General features: G+C 73.9%; 16 protein-coding genes. 14 read left to right on the top strand and 2 right to left on the bottom strand.

Annotated features, from left to right (window positions below; genetic code table 11):
• Positions 1-129: 129 nt before the first annotated feature.
• From ACGFZP_RS14630 to ACGFZP_RS14590, 9 genes are all read left to right on the top strand, one after another.
• Positions 130-1608: an MFS transporter gene (locus tag ACGFZP_RS14630; RefSeq protein WP_392932147.1), complete on the top strand. Its 1479-nt coding sequence runs from the start codon at positions 130-132 to the stop codon at positions 1606-1608.
• Positions 1609-1777: 169 nt separating this feature from the next.
• Positions 1778-2077 (top strand): hypothetical protein, encoded by a 300-nt coding sequence (locus tag ACGFZP_RS14625; RefSeq protein WP_392932146.1) that lies wholly within the window; start codon positions 1778-1780, stop codon positions 2075-2077.
• Positions 2074-3021 carry an acyl-ACP desaturase gene (locus tag ACGFZP_RS14620; RefSeq protein WP_392932144.1) on the top strand — a complete coding sequence of 316 codons (948 nt, stop codon included), beginning with the start codon at positions 2074-2076 and terminating at the stop codon, positions 3019-3021. Before ACGFZP_RS14625 ends, ACGFZP_RS14620 begins: the two co-directional genes overlap by 4 nt.
• A 215-nt stretch (positions 3022-3236) precedes the next feature.
• Entirely contained in the window at positions 3237-3713 is a 477-nt protein-coding gene (locus ACGFZP_RS14615; RefSeq protein WP_392932143.1) for an acyl-CoA thioesterase, read from the top strand.
• A gap of 10 nt (positions 3714-3723) precedes the next feature.
• Complete coding sequence (locus ACGFZP_RS14610) at positions 3724-5319, top strand: AMP-binding protein (protein WP_392932141.1); 1596 nt, start codon at positions 3724-3726, stop codon at positions 5317-5319.
• A gap of 108 nt (positions 5320-5427) precedes the next feature.
• On the top strand, positions 5428-6096 hold the full coding sequence (locus tag ACGFZP_RS14605; RefSeq protein ID WP_392932139.1) for an enoyl-CoA hydratase-related protein: 669 nt from the start codon (positions 5428-5430) through the stop codon (positions 6094-6096).
• A 337-nt stretch (positions 6097-6433) separates the two neighbouring features.
• Positions 6434-7459, top strand: a complete 1026-nt coding sequence (locus tag ACGFZP_RS14600) for a hypothetical protein (protein ID WP_392932137.1) — start codon at positions 6434-6436, stop codon at positions 7457-7459.
• A gap of 94 nt (positions 7460-7553) precedes the next feature.
• A complete protein-coding gene (locus tag ACGFZP_RS14595; protein WP_392932260.1) occupies positions 7554-9416 on the top strand; it encodes an HSP90 family protein in 1863 nt (620 codons plus the stop codon).
• Positions 9417-9419: 3 nt separating this feature from the next.
• Positions 9420-12326, top strand: coding sequence for a hypothetical protein (locus tag ACGFZP_RS14590; protein WP_392932136.1), 2907 nt, complete (start codon positions 9420-9422; stop codon positions 12324-12326).
• A gap of 81 nt (positions 12327-12407) precedes the next feature.
• Here the strand turns inward: ACGFZP_RS14590 and ACGFZP_RS14585 are convergent, their stop codons facing one another.
• Both ACGFZP_RS14585 and ACGFZP_RS14580 read right to left on the bottom strand, forming a co-directional pair.
• Complete coding sequence (locus tag ACGFZP_RS14585) at positions 12408-13688, bottom strand: carbohydrate-binding protein (RefSeq protein ID WP_392932134.1); 1281 nt, start codon at positions 13686-13688, stop codon at positions 12408-12410.
• A gap of 187 nt (positions 13689-13875) precedes the next feature.
• Positions 13876-15375, bottom strand: a complete 1500-nt coding sequence (locus ACGFZP_RS14580; RefSeq protein ID WP_392932132.1) for an MFS transporter — start codon at positions 15373-15375, stop codon at positions 13876-13878.
• Between the two features lie 177 nt (positions 15376-15552).
• On the opposite strand from ACGFZP_RS14580, the gene ACGFZP_RS14575 reads away from it, so the two are divergent.
• The 5 genes from ACGFZP_RS14575 (at position 15553) to ACGFZP_RS14555 (ending at position 20277) form a co-directional block, all read left to right on the top strand.
• On the top strand, positions 15553-16533 hold the full coding sequence (locus ACGFZP_RS14575) for an Lrp/AsnC family transcriptional regulator (protein WP_392932130.1): 981 nt from the start codon (positions 15553-15555) through the stop codon (positions 16531-16533).
• Positions 16534-16759: 226 nt separating this feature from the next.
• Positions 16760-16960 (top strand): hypothetical protein, encoded by a 201-nt coding sequence (locus tag ACGFZP_RS14570; protein ID WP_392932128.1) that lies wholly within the window; start codon positions 16760-16762, stop codon positions 16958-16960.
• 106 nt (positions 16961-17066) lie between these two features.
• Positions 17067-17591: a MauE/DoxX family redox-associated membrane protein gene (locus ACGFZP_RS14565; protein ID WP_392932127.1), complete on the top strand. Its 525-nt coding sequence runs from the start codon at positions 17067-17069 to the stop codon at positions 17589-17591.
• Between the two features lie 77 nt (positions 17592-17668).
• Positions 17669-18259, top strand: a complete 591-nt coding sequence (locus tag ACGFZP_RS14560) for a TlpA disulfide reductase family protein (RefSeq protein ID WP_392932125.1) — start codon at positions 17669-17671, stop codon at positions 18257-18259.
• 8 nt (positions 18260-18267) lie between these two features.
• Positions 18268-20277 carry an ABC transporter ATP-binding protein gene (locus ACGFZP_RS14555; RefSeq protein WP_392932123.1) on the top strand — a complete coding sequence of 670 codons (2010 nt, stop codon included), beginning with the start codon at positions 18268-18270 and terminating at the stop codon, positions 20275-20277.
• The last annotated feature ends 23 nt before the right edge of the window (positions 20278-20300 follow it).

Here is a 20300-nt window from a genome sequence, read left to right as displayed (position 1 = left end):
AGCCTTGACGGCGCGGCCCTGACGGCGGTCCCGGTAGCGGGGCCGCGCGGGCGGACCGGATCGGCGCCGGTGGCCGGATCACCCCCGGAGGTGCATCAGACCACCCGTCCGCCGAGGAAGGACGCCCGTATGGCCGACCTACCCGTGACGTCCGGCGCGAGCCGGGGCGCCAAGGGCGGCGCATCCGCCGATCCGCCCGCCACACCCGCCGCCGGACCGCCCGTCGCCCTGGTGCTGCTGTGCTGCCTCGGCGCCTTCGTGGCCTTCCTGGACAGCACCATCGTGAACGTGGCGTTCCCGAACATCGCCGCGACCTTCTCCGCCACGGACCTGCCGACGCTCTCCTGGGTGCTCAACGGCTACAACGTGGTGATCGCCGCCTTCCTGATGCCCGCCGGACGGGCCGCCGACCGGCTCGGCTGCCGCCGCTCCTTCGCCGCGGGCCTCACCGTCTTCACGCTCGCCTCGGTGGTCTGCGGGATGGCCGGCTCGGCCGCCGTGCTGATCGCCGCCCGGCTGGTGCAGGCGGTGGGCGCGGCGATCCTGGTGCCGACCTCGCTCGCGCTGCTGATGCCGATGTTCCCGATGGCCAGACGGCTGATCGCGGTCACCATCTGGGGCGCGGCCGCGGCGCTGGCCGCCGGCATCGGCCCCGGACTCGGCGGGCTGCTGGCCGAACACTGGTCCTGGCGGGCGGTCTTCCTGGTGAACGTCCCGATCGGGGCCGTCGCCGTCTGGGCCTCCCGGCGGCTCACCGAGCAGCGCGAACGCGGCGGTCCCACCCCGGACGTGCTCGGCGCCGCCCTGCTCGGCGCGGCGCTCGGCCTGCTCGCACTGGGCCTGGTCAAGGGCCCGGACTGGGAGTGGGCGAGCCCCGGCACCCTCGGCTGCCTGGCGGCCGGCGCGGCGCTGGTGCTGCTGGCGGTCCTGCGCAGCGCGCGCCACCCGGCGCCGGTCATCTCGCTGGACCTGCTGCGCTCGCGCAACGCCGTCGCCGGCAACATCGGCTCGATGCTGTTCTCGGTGACCTTCTACGCCGTCATCCTGAACAACATCCTCTTCCTGACCGGGCACTGGCACTGGTCGCTGATCACGGCCGGACTGGCCACCACGCCGCCGCCGATCGCCACCGCGCTGGTCGCCCGGCCCGCGAGCCGGCTCGCGGTGCGGTTCGGGGACCGGCCGGTGGTCGTCGCGGGCTGTCTGACCTACGTCTGCGGCACGCTGCTGCTGCTCTGGGGCGGCGGGCGCAGCCCGGACTTCCTCACCCACTGGCTGGCCGGGGCGGCCGTCATGGGGGTCGGCGCCGGCCTGGTCTGGCCGGTGCTGGGCGCGGTGGCGCTGGCCGGCGTGGAGCCGGCCCGGCTGGCGACCGCGAGCGCCGCCAACGCGGCGTTCCGCCAGCTCGGCGCGGTGCTCGGCACGGCCCTCGCGGTGTCCGTCGTGACCTCCTCCGGGGCCGACGCGCTCGGCGGCGCCCGGGCGACCTGGTGCCTGGCGATCGGCTTCGCGCTGGCCGTCGCGGTGCTCGCGGCGGTGACCGTCCGGCCGGGTGCCGGGACGGGGTCGCAATCCCCGGCCCAGGCCGGCCCGACGGCCGTTCTGTAGTAATTCCGGCGGAATGCGGCACGGTCGCCGCGGCTGATTCGGACCCAACCCTCCAGTGGATCACGGAGGTTATTGGACCTTGCGCCGAAATGCGTCTGACGCACCGTTAACTGCAATGTAACTCTGATCACTTGGCCAGGTCAGCGGCCAACTTGTATGATTCCGGACTATGGTGACGCCCGAAGTTGAGTCCTACATCCGGCAGAAATTCGGCGAGCACGCCGGCCTCGCGGACGACGAGGTTTTCGCCGACGACGTGACGCTGGCCGCGGTGATCAGCCGCAGCCCGAAAATGACCAACAGCATTGATCTGATGGAGGCGTTCGCCCGGACCGCGAACGGACTCCGCAAGGACTACGGCGTGCGCGTTCGGCTGCCCTCGTTGCCCCTCGACACCCCGACCCCGACGGTGCTGAAGGTCTTCCTCGAGGAGTTCGAGCGCCAGAAGGCCAAGGAGGAGGCCGCATGAGCATCATCGAGTCGGACACCGCCGTTCCGGTCATCCGGAAGTCGATCATCCCCACCGAGCCGCCGGCCCTCATCACCGACCTCTGGGACGCGCTGACGGTGCGCAAGATGTCCCTGATCGACGTGACCTGGGAGCAGCAGCGGCTGCACGAGTCCCGCCGGTGGAGCGTCGTCGAGATGCTCTCGGCGGTCGACCTGGACAGCCTCACCCCGCTCGACCGCAACCTGGTCTGGAACGCCGGCCGCGCCGAGCTGACCACCAAGCCGGGCGCGGACCGGCTGGAGCGCCAGGCCGAGGCCGAGGTGCGCCGCTGGGAGAAGACCAACCCGGCGCTCGCGGCGGTCATGGAGGCCTGCGGTACCTGGAGCCGGTACTGGAACGAGGAGGAGGCCCACCACGAGACGGTCTTCAACCGGCTGGCCGACGTCAGCGGGATGGAGCCGATCGACGACGAGACCTTCCTCGCGTTCCGCAAGGTGTTCCCGGACGACGACATGCTCCGGACCCTGGTGCTGCTCGCGATCTCCGAGATCACGGCCGCGGTCAACTACGGCCAGTGCCAGCACGTGATCCAGGACGAGGGACTGCGCCGGATCTTCAAGCAGGTCGCGGCGGACGAGATCCAGCACCGCAACTACTTCGTGTCCTTCGCGAAGGCGCTGGTGGACAGCGGCGAGTACCCCGCCAAGGACGCCTTCGCGGTGGCCCACCTGTTCCTGCGCGAGGACGGCGAACTCCAGGGCAGCGCCCGGGAGCAGAAGGTGGACCGCGGCACCCACGTCAACTGGTGGGACCACCTCGACACCGCGGACACCGGCTACCGGCCCGAGGCGCTGGAGAAGAAGGAGCAGCTGGTCTGCGGCGCGCTCAAGAAGATCACCGGGATCGAGGTCCACTCCCGGGACGAGGTCGAGGACGCCTGGATGGACCTCCTCGACGGCTGACGCGGCCTGCGTGGCGCTGCCTGGCACGGTGCAGCGCCGCGTGGCGCCCCGTGGCGCCCTTCGGTGCCGCGAGGCGCCGTGTACAGCGGTATGTGCAGCAGGCGGAGGGCGGTTGGTGCCCTCCGCCCCCGGCCGGCGCCCTGCCCGGCAGACTTCCGCACGATCAATCGGACGGTTCCGACGTGTTCTTCGGCGAATCACGCCTCATGCTCCCGGTGCGCCCCAACGACCTCGATGTGCTGGGGCACGTCAACAACGCGGTCGCACTCGAGTACCTGGAGGCCGGGCGGTGGGACTGGCTCGGCCGGCTGGGGCTCGTCCACGGCGACCGGATGATCGCGGTGGTCGCCCGCACCGAGATCGACTACCTGGCGGAGATCCCGCGCGGCCGGGTCGAGGTCCGGACGTCCCTGGAGACGCCCTCCGAGGAGGAGTGGGACGAGGAGGGCATGACCTTCCGGGCGCGGTTCCGCCAGCGGATCCACCTGGCGGGGGACGGCCCGGCGGCCGACCGGCCCGCGGTCGACGCGCTGGTGACGGTGGCCTTCCTGGACGCGGGGAAGCGGTGCCTGGTGTCCCTGCAGGACTTCCTTGCCGCGTCCACACCTGAGGCCGTACCCGAGGCCGCCGTTCCCGCGCCCGTGTCCGCGTCCACGCCCGAGGCCGCCCTCGCGGCGACCGTCAACCAGTAGGAGGGGCCCGGTGCTCGAACTCATCCAGCGCAACCAGGAGTGTCCGCCCGAGCGGGGGCTCCACCTCTACGACAAGTTCAGCGATCCGCCGGAGTTCACCGCCTACCGGGACTTCCCCGAGCGGATCGCCGCCTACGCGGACTTCTTCCGCGAGCAGGGGATCACCCCCGGCTCCCGGGTGCTCTTCCCGTTCGAGACCTCCGTGCCGGTGATCCTGTCGTTCCTCGGACTGCTGGAGCTCGGCGCGGTGCCGCTGTCCGTCAAGCCGTTCGTGCTGAACACGCCGAAGGACGGCTACCAGGAGTTCCTGGCCCGGGTGGCGCGGGACCACGACGCGGTCCGCATCCTGAACGTGCCGACCCTGGCCACCATCGACCTGCCGGTCGACACCCTCCCGCTGCCGCCGGCCGGCCTGCGCAAGGCCGGGGCCCGGCTGCGCACGCCGGGGGACGACGAGCTGGCCTTCGTGCAGTTCTCCTCCGGCTCGACCTCCTTCCCCAAGGGGATACCCGTCCGGCAGGGCGCCCTGCGCGCCAACCTGACCATGATCACCCGGACCGACGGCCGCAAGCCCGAGGAGCGGGTGAGCAGTTGGCTGCCGCTCTACCACGACATGGGCCTGGTCGGCGGGATGCTCTCCTGCTTCGCGATCGGCTGCGACCTGCTGCTCGCCGAGCCGGTGACCTTCCTGTTCGACGCGCGCGGCTGGTGGGAGCACATGGGCCGGGAGCGGGCCATCGGCACCGTCATCCCGAACTTCGCGGTCGACTACTCGCTCAAGCTGATGCAGGACCTCGACCCCGAGGAGATCGCCGAGATCGACCTGTCCGGGATGCGGTCGGTCTACCTCGGCAGCGAGCCGATCAACCTGCCGAACCTGGAGGCCTTCCTGGACCTGATGGCGCCCGCCGGCCTGCGGCGCGACGTCTTCATGCCCTGCTACGGGATGGCCGAGGCCGTGCTGCTGGTGGCGAGCCGCCCGGTGGGCAGCCCGGTCCGGGTGGAGACCTCGCCGTCCGGTGTGCCGGCGATCTCGGTCGGCCCGCCGCTCGCGGAGTTCGCCGTGCGGCTGCGCGACGAGGACGGGCGGGTCTGCGCGGAGGGCGAACTCGGCGAGATCGAGCTGGCCGGGGGCAGCCTGGCCGCCGCCTACTACGGCACCGGCCTGCCGATCCTGGGCGAGGACGGCTACTACGCCACCGGCGACATCGGCTTCCTCGCCGACGGCGAGCTGTTCATCACCGGCCGGATCAGCGACCGGATCAAGGTCAACGGCCGCAGCCTGTTCGCCGCCGACTTCGAACAGGCGGTGGAGCAGCTGTCGTTCGTCCGCGACGGCCGGACGGCGGTCGCGCAGATCGGTGCCGACATCGTCGTGCTGACCGAGGTCGACCGCGAGGCGCGGGAGGACGTGCCGGGCACCCGGGCGCGGATCGTCGAGCACCTGGTGCAGGCGATCGGCGTGACGGTCCACGCCGGGGACGTCCACTACCTGAAGCCCGGGCAGCTCCCGCGCACCAGCAGCGGCAAGCTGCAGCGGCGGGCGATCGTGGCGGCGTACGAGCAGGGGCGGCTGGAGGGGCTGACGTTCGGCCTGGAGAGCTGAGACGGGGGGCGGACGTCCGCGTCCGCCCCCGACGAGTGCTTTCCGCCCGCCCGTCCGTGGGCAGGTTTCCGTGCGGACAAGGGCGCCACTACGCGATAGGAGCGATGCATGCCGAAGCTGGAACGGGACGGCGAGGTCTTCGTCCTGCACCTCGACGCCGATGACGAGAACCGCTTCCACCCCGATCGGCTCGCCGCGCTGGAGGCGGCGTTCGACGAGGTGGAGGCCGCGGAGGGCCCGCGCGCGCTGGTCACCGCGGGCAGCGGGAAGTTCTGGTCGAACGGCCTGGACCTCGACTGGCTGCTGAACCACGGCGACCAGTACGCCGGGTACCTGGACCGGGTGCACGCGCTGCTGGCCCGCACGCTCGCCTCGCCGGTGGTCACGGTGGCGGCGCTCAACGGGCACACCTTCGCCGCCGGGGCGATGTGGGCGCTGGCCCACGACTTCCGGGTGATGCGTGCCGACCGCGGGTACGTCTGCCTGCCCGAGGTGGACCTCGACCTGTCCTTCCAGCGGGGGATGTCCGACCTCATCCGGGCCCGGCTCGCCCCGCAGGTCGCGCACGAGGCGATGACCACCGGCCGCCGCTACGGCGGCGGGCAGGCGCTCGCCGCCGGGATCGTCGACGCGGTCGCCGACGCCGGGGAACTCCTCGGTGCCGCCGTCGAGTTGGCCCGTCCGCTGGCCGGGAAGTCGCGGGCGGCCCGGGGGCAGATCAAGGAGATGCTGTACTCCGAGACACTGGCCGCGCTGCGCACCCCGACGGTCGTCTGACCCGGTGGCGCGCTGACCCGGCGCGGGAGCAGCCGCGCGTAGAGCCCCGGACCGGTGGGTGGTCTCCACGGTCCGGGGCTTCGGCATGTCCCGGGGGCGCCGGCGGGCCAGCCCGGGCCGGGCGGGCGGCCGCCGCGCGCCCGGGCGGACGCGCATCACGTACAGGCACGGCCGGGTGGCGGATCGTCGGACACCGTCGGGCGGCCGCCCGTGGACGCCCCGTGACCTGGGGCTGGGCGGCGGAGCTGTCAGGCATGCGTGATATGCAGTGCGTCTGGAGTGGCCGCCGAGCGGCCATGCGAAACATGCCAATGATGCTTTGAGGGGGGCCATACCGATGGCGCTTTTCCGACGCGGCTCCGGCACGGACCCGGCCGACGGCCGGTCCGGGCGCTGGGGGTTCGGGCGGCGCGGCGCCGCCGGGCAGGGCGCCGTGCCCGTGCTGGACCCGGCGTACCGGGACGAGGGGCTGGCGCTGCTGCTCGCCCAGGCGGGCGCGGGGGACTGGGCCGCGCTGCGGCCGGCGCTGGCGGCCGTCGAGGACCAGGCCGAGCTGACCTGGATCCTGGCCGAGCTGGCCGACGTCCCCGGCGTCGAGGAGTGGATCGGCCGGGTCGTCGCCGACGAGCCGGACGCCGCCCTGCCGCTGCTGCTGTCCGGCGCCCGGCAGGTCACCTGGGCCTGGGAGGCGCGGACCGGCCGGCGGGCCGAGTACGTCACCGAGGAGCAGTGGAAGACCTTCCACGAGCGGCTGGAGACCGCCGAGGCGCAGCTGTTCGAGGTGGCCGAGCGGGAGCCGCAGTGGCTCGCCCCCTGGTACTTCCTGCAGATCAGCGCCCGCGGCGCCTCGCTCGGCCGGGAGATCGGCCGGTGCCGCTTCGAGGCGGCGGTGCGCCGGGGGCCGGGACACCCCGGCTCGCACAAGCAGCGGCTGCAGCAGCTCTGCGCCAAGTGGGGCGGCTCGCACGAGGCGATGCACGCGTTCGCCCGCGCCTCGATGCTGGACGCCCCCGAGGGCAGCCCGCTGGGCGAGCTGGTCGCCCTCGCACACCTGGAGCGCTGGCTCGACCTGCCGGACGGCGAGGACCGCGCCCACCTGGCGAGCCCGGCCGTCCGGGCCGAACTGCTCGAGGCGGCCGAGCGGTCCGTCCTGCACCCCGCGTACCGGCGCTCGCTCGGCTGGCAGAAGGCCCACAACACCTTCGCGATGACGTTCGCGCTGGCCGGCGACGCGCAGACCGCGCACACGCTGTTCGAGGCGCTCGACGGCACCGTCACCGAAGCCCCCTGGAACTACCTCTCCGGCGACCCGGTCGAGAACTTCCGCGCCCACCGGGACCGGTGCGCCCGCCAGGCCCGCTGACCGCGCGCCGCCGCCCACCGTCACCCACGCGACCGAAAGAGCCCTTCCGGTGTCCCGTCACGAGAACCCGTCCCAGCCCGCCGCGAACCCGCCCGTGAACCAGGCGGGCGGCGACCCTGCGAGCGCCCACACCTTCCAGGTGGACCTGCGCGGCCTGGTGGACCTGCTCTCCCACCACCTCTACTCCAGCCCCCGGGTCTACCTGCGCGAACTCCTGCAGAACGCGGTGGACGCGATCTCCGCCCGGCAGGCCCTCGACCCGGCGGCGCCCGCCCGGATCACCGTCCACGCCGCCGACGACCTCACCGTGACCGACACCGGCGTCGGCCTCACCGAGGCCGACGTCCACACCTTCCTCGCCACCATCGGCCGCAGCTCCAAGCGCGACGCCGAGGGCCGGCTGGACGGCGCCGGGCTGGCCGTCGCCCGCGGCGACTTCATCGGCCAGTTCGGCATCGGCCTGCTCGCGTGCTTCGTGGTCGCCGACGAGATCACCGTCGTCACCCGCTCCGCCGCCGTCCCGGACGCGCCCGTCATCGAGTGGCGCGGCCGCTCCGACGGCCGGTACACCATCCGCACGCTGGCGCCGGAGGCCAAGCCCGAGCCCGGCACCACCGTCCGGCTGGCACCGCGCGCCGACGCCGCCGAGTGGACCAGGTCGGACCGCGTCCTGTCGCTGGCCCGGGACTTCGGCAGCCTGCTGCGCCACGAGGTCACCGTGGTCGACGGCCGGGGCACCGCCCACCGGGTCAACCACACCCCGCCGTGGGCCGACCGGCAGGGCTCCCCGCTCGCCCGCCGCGACGCGCTCGCCGAGTACTGCCGCGCCACCTTCGACTTCACCCCACTGGACACCATCGAGTTGGACCTGCCGCTGGTCGGTCTGCGCGGCGTCGCCTACATCCTGCCGGACGCCGCCCCGCCCTCCCGCCGGGTCGGCCACCGGGTCCACCTCAAGGGCATGCTGCTCTCCGACCAGGCCGCCGAACTCCTGCCCGACTGGGCGTTCTTCGCCCGCTGCGTGGTCGACACCGACAGCCTGCGCCCCACCGCCTCCCGCGAGGGCCTGTACGCCGACGAGACCCTCGCCGCCGTCCGGGACGCCCTCGGCGCCCGGATCCGCGACTGGCTCACCGGCCTGTCCGCCAGCGACCCGGCGCTGCTGCACCGCTTCATCTCCGTCCACCACCTGGCCGTCAAGGAACTCGCGCGCTACGACGACGAGTTGCTCCGGATGCTGCTGCCGTGGCTGCCGTTCGAGACCACCGACGGCAACGTCACCCTGGACGAGTTCGCCCGTGCCCACCCGGTCGTCCTGGTCACCCGCACCGTCGAGGAGTTCCGCCAGGTCGCCCCGATCGCCGGCGCCGCCGGCCTCGGCGTCGTCAACGGCGGCTACACCTACGACCGCGACCTGGTGCACCGGCTGCCCGAGATCCGCCCGGGCACCTCGGTGGCCGACCTCGACCCGACCACCGTCACCGCCCACCTGGACACCGTCGACCCGGCCGCCGAGCTCGCCGCCGCGGCCTTCCTCACCATCGCCCGCGAGGTGGTCGGCCGGTTCGACTGCGACGTCGCCCTGCGCAGCTTCCACCCCACCAGCGCGCCCGCCCTGCTGCTGGACAACCGGGAGGCCAGGCACGAGCGCACCCGCGCCCAACTCGCCGACGAGGCCGACGGCCTGTGGGCGGACATCCTCGGTTCGCTGCGCGCCGAGGTGCCCCGCGCCCAGCTGGTGCTCAACCACCTCAACCCGCTGGTCCGCCGGGCCGCCTCCATCACCGGCCGCGAACTCGCCGTCACCGCCGTCGAGGCCCTCTACGGCCAGGCGGTGCTGCTCACCCGCCGCCCGCTGCGCTCCAGCGAGAGCGCCCTGCTCAACCGGTCGTTCATCAGCCTGCTCGACCACGCCATGCTCGGCCAGGAGCCGGCCGGCCCGCAGAAGGAGTCCTGACCGATGGACCGACTGGACACCACCGAGGCCGTGATGGCGGCCCTGCGGGAGAACGACACCCGCCCCTACGGCCGCCAGCGGACCGTCACCGCCGAGGAACTCGTCGACGCCGCCGAGCAGTTCGACGACACCGCGACCAGGGCGCTGGCGCTGCTGGAGCTGATGGAGGCCTACCAGTACGACGGCGAGCGGACCAAGTCCCCGGTGGTCTTCGCCCGGGTGCTCAAGCTCTGGGAGCGCGAACCGGACGCCTTCGGCGAGTGGGCCGGCCAGCAGGTCTTCTGGCGCTTCAAGTGGGTCGCCTCCTCGCTGGTCGCCACCCCCGACGTCCCGCTCGACGGGATCCGCCGCTGGCACACCGAGATGCGCGACCGCTACCGCGCCGCCGGCCACGGCCTCCAGCCCTACTACGCCCAGCGCTACCACCTGGCCGCGCACACCGGCGTCGGCGAGGCGGACGCCTTCGACCTGTGGGCCGCCCGGCCGCGGACCGCGCTGAGCGACTGCGCCGCCTGCGAGATCCGCTCCCAGGCCGTCCACCACGTGCGCGCCGGCGACGACCGGCGCGCACTGGAGGCCTGGCGGCCGGTGCTGGGCGGCGAGAGCACCTGCGCCGAGGAGCCCTACCTCAGCCACGCCTACGCACTGCTCCCGATGCTGCGCCTGGGCCGGTTGGACGAGGCCCGCTCCAGCCACCTGGTCGGCTACCGGTTCGCCCGCGGCAAGGCCGGGATGGCCCGGGTGATCGGCCTGCACCTGGAGTTCTGCGCCCTCTCCGGCAACGAGCCGCGCGGCCTGGAGATCCTCTCCGAGAACCGCGACCTGTTCACCGCCACCGGCGACCCGCTGGGCCGGCTCGGCTTCCTCACCGGCGTCGAGGTGCTGGTCGCCCTGCTCGCCGAGCGCGGCCACGGCGGGCTGACCGTCAGCGGCCCGCCCGGGGGCAGCTGGACGGTGGACACCCTGCTGGCCCTCGTCCGCACCGAGGCGGACGAACTGGCCGCCCGCTTCGACGCCCGCAACGGCACCGGCCGGATCGGCGAGGGCCGCCGCGAGCGCCTCGCCCGGCGGCCGCTGCTCGCCGAGCCGCTCGCCCTCGGCGTCCGGGCCGCCGCGGCCCAGCTGGTGGAGAGCACGCCGCCCGCGCCGCGCCGCGCGGTCGAAACGGCGCCGGAGGACTTCGCCGACCTGGTCGCCCGCGCCCGCGAGCTGGACACCGTCGCACACCCCGACGCCGACCGGCTCTGGCGGACCGTCACCGAACGCTTCGAGGCGGACGGCTACGTCCACCAGGAGGGCACCGCGGCCGGCACCGCCGGGCGGCTGCGGGCCGAGATCGCCGAACAGCGGGCGGTGGAGGCCCTCGACCGGGACGACTGGACCGGAGGCAAGGCCGAACTCCTCCGCGCCGCCGACCTGTTCGAGCAGGAGGGGATGCCCGGCCGGGCCCTGGCGCTGCGCACCCGTGCACTGGTCGTGGAGCTCGGCGACGTCGACGGGGTGACGACGGACTGGCCCGCCCTGGACGACGCGCTGCTCCGCTCCGCCGAGCTGGCGGCCGCGCGGGCGATCGATCCGGACGACCACCTGGTCATCCTCCAGGCCCGGGCCTTCTCCGCGCACTTCGACCTGGTGCACGCCCTGCCGAATCCGCCGGCCGAGTCGGCCCAGCGGTTCGAGGCAGCCGTGGCGCGCTACGACGAGGAGAGCGTCGCGCACGGCGCGGCCCGGCGCAGTGCGACCGCCCGCCAGTACGCGGCCGACGCGGCCGCCCGGCAGGGGCGTCTCGCGGAGGCGTCGGCGCTGCTGGAGCAGACCCTGGAGCTGCTGGACGAGGCGGGGCTGCCCTGGCACACCCCGCGGGTGCTCGGCCTGCTCGGGCAGGTGCTGCTCCAGTCGGGCGAGGCGGCCGGGGCGGTCACGGTGCTCCACCGGGCGCTCGCCGAGGCCGTCCAGTGGGCGGACGACTCCTACCCGTTCGGTCCGACGTACATGATGCTCGGCCACGCGGGCGTGCACCTCGGGGACACCGCCGCGGCCGTCCGGGCGTTCTCCGAGGCCGCGGCACGGTTCGACCGCAAGGGCGCGGCGGGCGCGGCGGACGCCGCCCAGGTCCGGCTGCAGCTGGCCGACCTGCTGCGGGACGCCGGCCGGCCGGCCGACGCGGTGGCCGTCCTGGAGTCGGTGCTGCTGGACGCGGGCCCGGAGACGGACGAGCGGATGCTGGCGCAGGTCCGGCTGGACCTCGCCCGCGGGCTGTTCGAGCTGGAGGAGTACCGGGACTCGGCGGAGGAGTACCTCCGGCTCGCCGACCTCGTGGGCGGCTGGGAGGACGACCGGAACACCCACACCATGGTCGCCTCCGAGGCGGTCATCGCGCTGGCCAACGCGGAGCTCTGGGAGGCCGCCCACGCGGCCCGCGAGCGGGCGCTCGCCGCGCACGCCGAGGCCGCCCGGACGGACCAGGTCGCGGCCATGCTGCGGGAGTTCGCCCGGCTGACGATGCGGGCCGAGGGCCCGGACGGGCTGGAGTCCGCCCTCGCGCGGCTGGCCGAGGCGGACGCCGTGCGGCAGCGCGCCGAGGAGAGCGGCGACGACGGGTACACCGGCTGGTACCTGCGCGGCGCCGCCCACTACGAGCGGGCCCGCGTCTACGCGGTGGCCGGCCGCCACGAGGAGGCGCTGGCCTCGGCGGAGCGGGCGATCACCGGGTACGAGGCGGGTGGTGTGCCGGCGGAGACGCCGCGGGCCGAGGCGGTCCGGCTGGCCGCGCTGATCGAGGGCACCGACCTCGGCCGCACCGCCGCCGCCCGGGACCGGCTCACCACGGCGATCGAGCGCTGCCGCAGGGCGGGCCTGTCCGAGGCGGCGGAGATCCTGGCCGACCTGCGCGGCCGGCTGGAGCAGTAGGGCGTGTCCGGCCCCGCGCGGGGGCCGGACCAGGGGCGGGCCCGCCGGTTGCGGCGGGCCCGCCCCGCGCCGTGCGGAGGATCAGCAGGGGCCGTCGTCGGACCAGACGCCCCACTGGCCGCTCGCGGACGGGTTCTCGTTCAGGGTCCACCACTTGGCGTGGTACCTGTGGCCGCTGTAGGAGACCTTGTTGCCGTTGGTGTAGGTGGTGGTGGCGCTCCACGCCGGGTCGCTGCAGACGCCCGGCGGCGGGCTGGTCGGCGGCGTGGTGGGCGGGGTCGTGGGCGGCGTGGTGGGCGGGGTGGCGCCCGCGAACTTCACGGTGAACCTGGTGAAGTCCCAGTCGTTCTGGGCCACGCTGGAGCACGAGCCGGACAGGCCGGGGTCGACCGTCCCCGGGCACTGGCGGTCGCGGTTGACCGACCAGTAGGTGTACCGGGCCAGCTTGTGCGCGGTGGCGAAGTCCAGCACGGTCTGGAAGTCCGCCTGGCGGAAGTACTCGGCCGCGTCGGTGCGCCCGTTCATCAGCGAGACGCCCTCGTGCGCGTAGGCGTTGGCCTCGCTCCAGCCGAAGGTGGTCTGCAGGATCCGGTTGAACGCGACCAGCGCGTCGGTCTGCGCGGTGGCGCCGTTGAAGCCGCCGTCGAAGGGCATGATCGAGTAGTTGTCGGGCGTGAAGCCCTGCGACTTGGCCTCGTTGAGCATCTGCTGGCCGAACCAGCCGGTGCCCGCGCCCGTGCCGGCGGTGGTGATCGAGACGTACAGGCCCGGGTTGTTCTGCTGCAGGATGCGGGCGGCGCCGATCTCGTTGTGGATGGCGGCCGTGTTCTCGTACTCCGGCTCCTCCAGGTCGAAGTCGATCGCCTTCAACTGGTACTTGGTGATGACCTTCTGGTACCCGGCGGCGGTGGCCTCCGGGGTGCCGCAGCCCTGGCCGAGCTTGTTGCCGCCGTAGCCGCCGACCGAGATCGAGACGTCGCCGCCCTTGGCCCGGATGGTCTGGATGACCGCCGGCATGACGGTGTCGGTGTCGATCGGGGAGGTGCCGCCCCAGGCCGGCGTACAGCCGCCCTTGTCCAGGATGAAGGCCAGTTGGAAGGCCTTCTGCCCGGTGGCGTCCATCACCGCGGCGGCGTCCGGCGGGCTGTTGTCCTCGGGCATCAGGTACGGCGCCGAGGCGTACCAGTTGCTGCCCAGACCGGCGTTGGCGGTCTCGGCGGCGGCGCTGGCGGAGCCGGTTCCGGCCAGGGCCGCGAGGCCGCCGGCCAGCAGGCCGAGCACCCCGGCCACGGCCGCGGTGGTCCGGTGGCGTCTGCGGTGCGGGTGGACGGTGGAGTGCTGTGGGGGAAGGGCGCGTTCCATCGGAACCTCTCCAGGAAACGGCAGGGGAAGGCCCGTCCGCGCCAAGGTGGGGGCGGCGCAGCGGGCTCAACAGCCGCACGGCAGGGCGAAGTTGCGGGCGGCCTCCACTGGTATAGACCTGTCTGGAAACGCCGTCAACCCTGGGATGGTCAAGCCTTGGCCGGCGCGGACCGTCCGGCCCGTGCGGTCAGTGCGTGCCACCCTCGCCCTGCGCCGCGCCGCCGCTGCGGGCGGTCATCACCCAGGCAGCCGCCGCGGCCGCCGCGAGCAGCACCCCGGCCGCCCCCAGCGCGTGCTGGGCGCCGAGCCCGGCGGCCTGTCCGGAGCCGTCGCCGGCCAGGTAGACGCCGCCGACGAGGGCGACGCCCAGCGTGCCGCCGAGTTGCTGGACGGCGTTGAGGAGCCCCGCCGCCGAGCCGGTCTCCTGCGGGGAGACGCGGCGCAGCGCGGCGGTGAAGAACGGCGGGGTGAACAGGCCCACACCGAGGCCGGCCAGGGCGAGGGCGAACGGCAGGCCGACCGGGTAGTGGCCGGCGGGCGCGCACCGGTAAGCGAGGACCGCGGCCGACAGGCCGGCGGCGAGGGTGGCGACTCCGGCGTGCAGGACGCGGTCGCCGTAGCGGGGGACGAGACGGCTGCCGGCCGCCCAGGAGGCGACGGCCAGACCGGCGGACCACGGCAGCAGGGTGAGTCCGGCGGTGAGCGGGCCGGTGCGCAGGCCGAGCTCCAGGTGCAGCACCACGGTGATCATGACGCCGTTCATGACGGCGAAGAACAGGGTGGAGGTGGCCAGCGCGGCGGGAAAGACGCGGCCGCGCAGCAGGGAGGGCTCGACCAGCGGCGTACGGCCGGCGGCGGCCGCACGCCGCTGGTGGGCGGCGAAGACGGCCAGGACGAGCGCGCCGAGCCCGGCGGCGGCCCAGGCGCCGTCGTCCGGCGCGCCGGTGCCCGCGGCGAGCGGGCACACCAGCAGCGCGGTACCGGCCATCGCCAGCGCGGTGCCGACCGGATCGAGGCGGGGGCGGGCCGGGGCGCGGTCCTCGCGCAGCCGCGGGGCGATGGCCAGGACGGCGGCCGCGAGCGGCAGGTTGACCAGGAACACCGCCCGCCAGGAGGTGCCGAACAGGTCGGCGTGGGTGAGCAGGCCGCCCAGGGCGGGGCCGAGGACCGCGGACAGGCCCATCACCGGGCCGATGGTGCCCAGCGCCCTGGGGAGTTCGTCGCCGTCGAACATGGTGCGGATCAGTCCGAAGGTCTGCGGGATGATCAGGGCCGCGGCGGCGCCCTGCACCGCGCGCATGCCGATGAGGACGGCGGCGTCGGGGGCGAGCGCGCAGGCCAGCGAGGTGAGGGCGAACGCGGTGACGCCGATCCGGAAGACGCGGCGGCGGCCGGCGATGTCGCCGAGGCGGGCGGCGGTCAGCAGGCCCAGGGCGAAGGCGAGGGTGTAGGCGGCGCTGTACCAGGGGATCGTGGCGGCGGCGCCGCCGAGGTCGGCGTGGATGACGGGCCCGGCGACCTGGACGATGGTGGCGTCGAGGAGGTTCATGGCCTCGGCGGTGAGCAGCGCGATCAGGGCGGTCCACCGCCAGCGGTAGGCGGGCGGGGCGTCGTGGGCGGTGCTGTCGTTGCGGGTGTCGGCCGTGCCGTCGGCGGTGCCGGCGGGCGCGGTGGAGTGCTCGGCCATGAGGTCCCCCGGTGGGTGGCGAGATGCGGTGTGCGGATCTTCGGAGCCGCGGCCGGCCGGGTGTCCGCGGCGGCCGGCCCCGGCTGGGAACCACCCTGGCCCCGCCCGGCCGGCCGGTTCCACTCCCGGCCGCCAGATCGATGATTTCATCCAACTGGGGCGGCTATTTTGAGGAATATGATCGAACCGGACGACCTCGACCGCGGCCTGATCCACGCCCTCCACGTGGACGCGCGTGCCCCGTTCACCCTCATCGCCGACGTCCTCGGCTCCTCGACCCAGACCGTGGTGCGCCGCTACCGCCGCCTGCACGCCGAGGGCGGCCTGCGGGTGGTCGCCCTGCCGAGCCCGCGCAGCGCCCGCACGCACCAGTGGTTCGTCCGGCTGACCGCCGCCACCCGGACCGCCCACGACATCGCGGTCGCGCTGGCCCGCCGGCCCGACACCTCGTGGGTCCGGCTGACCTCCGGCGGGACCGAGATCGTCGCGATCATCCACACCGCGCCCAGCGGCCCGGACGCCCACTCCCTGCTGCTGCGCGACATCCCGCGGACCGCCGGCATCACCGCGGTCTCCGCGCACTACCTGCTGCACACCTACCTCGGCGGGCCCACCGCGTGGCGCGGCCGGGTCGGCGTGCTCACCCCCGAGCAGGAGGCCCGGCTGCGCGCCCACGACGCCCCGGCCGGGGCCGGGGCCGAGGGCGAGGAGCCGTACACGCTCACCGACGCCGATCTCCGCCTGCTGGCCGTGCTGCGCGAGGACGCCCGGACCAGCTACGCGGAGCTGGCCGCCGCGACCGGCTCCACGCCCGCCACGGTCACCCGGCGGCTGGCCGAACTGCGCTCGCGCGGCGCGCTGTTCTTCGACGTCGACATCGAACCGGCCGTCCTCGGCGCCACCGTGTCCGCGCTGCTGTGGATGCAGGTCGCCCCCAGCCGTCTCGACGAGGTCGCCACCGAGCTGGCCGGGCACGAGGAGCTCGCCGTCGTCGCCGCCACCACCGGCCCCACCAACCTGGTCGCCCACGCGCTGTGCCGCGATGCGGAGGCCCTGCACCACTACCTGACCCGACGGGTCGCGCTGGACGCCATCACCCGCATCGAGACCGCCCCGGTCCTGCGCACCTACAAGGCCGCCGCGACCCTGCGCGGCTGACCGCAGGGGGCGGCCACCCGCCGCCTTTCGCGGTCGGGACCGCGTCCCGCCATCGATTCGGAATCGGAGAATCCGATTCCGAATTCACCGCCCGGAGTCCAGATGTCGATGGCGGTCGAAGTTGGTCTAGACAAGCTGTTCATGTGTCGTATACGTTTCCGAACGCGAGATCTCGTCAGTAACTGAACAGCCGCTCGTACCCCCCTGCCGCAGTGTGGAGGAACAAATGGTCAAGGCAATTCTCAACCTGGTTGACGCCGCCTTCTCGCGTGGGCTCAAGGAAGAGGCCGCGGACGCGCAGTGCGCGTGCCCGGCCGGCACCAGCTCGTGGTGCTCGGGCAGCACGCTCTTCGTTCGCACGTGCTGCTCCTGGAACTGCGCCGTCGCCCCGACGTGTGACGTCTACGGGATCACCAACGCCTGCTGAATCCCGTCCTGACGAAACCTTCGTCCTGACGGAACCGGCAAGCTGAGAAACAAGTCCGCCGGCGCCCCCGCCCGACCAGGGCGGGGGCGCCGGTGACGGGGGAGCCATGACTGCATACCTGTTGCTCGGCGCCCGCTGCGTGCTCGCGGCGGTGTTCGCCGTCTCCGCCCTGGCCAAGTTCCGCGCGCCGCGCGACTTCGCGTCCGCGCTGCGCGCGATGGCCGTCGTCCCCGAACGGCTGACCGGCGTGACCGTCGTCGCGGTACCGGTCGCCGAGCTGGGGCTCGGCCTCCTGGTCTGGGCGCCCAAACCCATTGCGACCTGGGCTTTTGCCCTGGCCGGCGGGCTGATCGCACTGTTCGCGGCGGTGCTGGTCTCGGTGCTCCGGCGTGGACTGGACGTCTCCTGCTCCTGTTTCGGGGCGTCCGGTGTGCCCGTGAACCGGGCCCATGTGGTGCGCAACCTGGTCCTGCTCGCCATCGCCGGGACCGGTCTGGCGGCGAGCGCCGCCACCGGTTCGGACGGCCTCGCGGTCGCCGGAGTGGCGCTCGCCCTGCTCGTCGCGGCCTTCGCCAGCATCCTGATCATCGCCACCGACACGCTGGTCGAACTCTTCTCGACCGCCCGCTGACCCATTCCCGGCGGATCCTCCCGACCACCCTCCTGCCGTTTTGTACGGCCGCGTGCTGGAACGAGGCAAAGATTCCCATGACCACGATCTCCGTCATTCTCGTCGGCTGTCTCTCGGTAGTCAATCTGGTACTCACCCTGGCGCTTGCGAAGAAAATAACCCAGATGTCCCACGGGAATTCCCACGGAAACTCGCACGGGAATTCCAGCGGTTCCTCCGGGGGAATTCTGACGGGCGTCTCGATTCCGGAGAACAAGCTGCCGGACGGCGCCCTGATGCCCCGATTCCAGGCCGTCTCGATATCGGACGGTCCGGTATCCGGAAATGACCTGACCGGTGACCGGGCAGTAGTCGGATTCTTCTCGACGAGCTGCGGGCCGTGCCTGGAGCAGGCCCCGGACTTCGTCAAGGCCGTAGCCGGGTACCCCGGCGGGCGGGACCAGGTGCTGGCCGTGGTCAAGGGGAGCGGCGCGGTCGGCGACAAGCTCGTCGAGCTGCTCGAACCGGTCGCCCGGGTGGTGGTCGAGCCCGCCGGCGCCGGCGAGGGGTCCGTGGCGGAGGCGTTCGGCATCGTCCGCTGGCCCAGCTACGTGGACATCGACGCCGAGAGCCGGATCACCAACCGGCTGGTCTCCGGCGACCTCACCATCGCGCCCGCCGCGCTGTGACCGGCCCGATGACCAGCCCCCCGACCAGCCCACCGGGCGGCGCCCCGACCGGCCCTCCGGTCGGCGCCAAGGCCGCAGGCCCGGGCCCCGCCCCCGGCGACGGACCGGCCCGCCACCGGCCCGCCACCCCGGCCGAGGGCCGCCTGGCGCTGAGCTCCGGCCTCGCGGCCTGCGCGCTCGCCTGGCGGGCGGGCCCGTCCGCCCTGGTGCTGTCGCTGCTCTGCAGCCTGGTCGTCGGCCTGCTGCCGGCCGGTACCGCACTGCTGGTCAGCGACCTGTTCGACGGCCTGGCGGGAGTCGGGGGAGCCCCGGCCGGTGCCCCGGTCGGCACCTGCGTGCTGCTGATCGCGGCGAGCCTCGGCCTGGCGCTCACCCCCTCGCTCGGCGAGTACGCCCGGGCCCGCAGCAGCCGGGCCATCCGGCTGCGCGTGCAGGAGGAGCTGTTCGACGCCGTCAACCGCCTGCCCGGCCTGCGCAACTTCGAGGACCCGCGCTTCCAGGACGAGCTGCGGCTCGCCCAGCAGGCCGGCGGCATCGCCCCCGACCTGCTGGTCGGCTCGGCGTTCAGCAGCCTGCAGGCGCTGCTGACGGTCGGCGGCTTCCTCGTCACCCTGTTCGTCGTCAACCCGCTGCTCGGCGGGCTCACCCTGCTGCTGACGCTGCCGCTGGTCCGGGTGCAGCTGGCCGCCGGGCGGCGGCGCGCGGCCGTCCTGCGCGAGACCATGCCGCGCAACCGCCGGCAGATGTTCTACGGCAGCCTGGTCGCGGACGTGGACGCGGTGAAGGAGATCCGGCTCTTCGGCCTCCAGGACTTCATCAAGCAGCGGGCCCGTACCGAACTCGTCGCCGTCGCCGCGGCCGAGAACCGGACCGACCGGCGGAACCTCTCCTGGCGGCTGCCCGCCTCGCTGCTCGGGGTCGCCGTGTACGGGCTCGGCCTGGTCTGGGCCGTCCAGGCCGCCCGGCACGGCGAACTGTCGATCGGCCAGGTGTCGGTCTGCCTGGCGGCCGTGGCCGGCATCCAGGCCGGGGTGGGCCAGCTCGCGAGCACCGGCTCGTCCGCCTACCAGGCGGCCATCACCTTCGCCCACTACCGCGCGCTGAGCAACGCCGAACCGGACCTCGTCCTGCCCGTGGTGCCGCTGACCCCGGGGAGGCTCGGCGGGACGATCGAGTTCCAGGACGTCTGGTTCCGCTACCACGAGGACGCGCCGTGGACCCTGCGCGGCGTCGACCTGACCATCCCGGCCGGCTCGGTCACCGCCCTGGTCGGCCTCAACGGCGCCGGCAAGAGCACCCTGGTCAAGCTGCTCTGCCGGCTCTACGACCCCGGGCGCGGCCGCATCCTCTGGGACGGCGTCGACATCCGGGAGTTCACCCCCGAGGCCTACCGGGAGCGGATCGGCGTGGTCTTCCAGGACTACTGCCGCTACGACCTCACCGCGGGCGAGAACATCGGCCTCGGCCGACTCGCCCACCTCCAGGACGCCGAGCGGCTCACCGCGGCCGCCCGCGCGGCCGGCGTGCACGAGCGGATCGGCCGACTGGACGGCGGCTACGACGCACTGCTCAGCCGGATCTTCATGCCGGAGGGCGCGGGTACCGGCTGGGGCCACTCGCTCTCCGGTGGCGAATGGCAACGGCTGGCCGTGGCACGGGCGTTCATGCGGGCGGACGCGGACCTGATGATCCTCGACGAGCCCAGCGCCGGACTGGACGCGGCCGCCGAGCAGGAGGTCCACGACAGCCTGCGCGAACTGCGCCGGGGGGCGACCAGTGTGGTCATCTCCCACCGGCTGGCCGCCGTCCGCGACGCCGACCGGATCGTCGTCCTCGGCGGCGGACAGGTCATCGAGGAGGGCACCCACGAGCGGCTGATGGCGCTCGGCGGGCGCTACGCGGAGCTGTTCACGCTCCAGGCCTCGGGCTACCAGGACGCGGTGCCCGGCCTCGGCCCGGTGCCCGGCGCGGTGCCAGGGCTCGGCCCGGTGCCCGGACAGCCGGTCCACCAGCGGTAACACCCGTCCGTGGTAACAGAGGG

Source organism: Kitasatospora sp. NPDC048239, from assembly GCF_043202015.1.
Taxonomy (GTDB): domain Bacteria; phylum Actinomycetota; class Actinomycetes; order Streptomycetales; family Streptomycetaceae; genus Kitasatospora.
The sequence above is the reverse complement of the archived record's forward strand: the minus strand, read 5'-3'. Positions and strand labels throughout refer to the sequence as shown.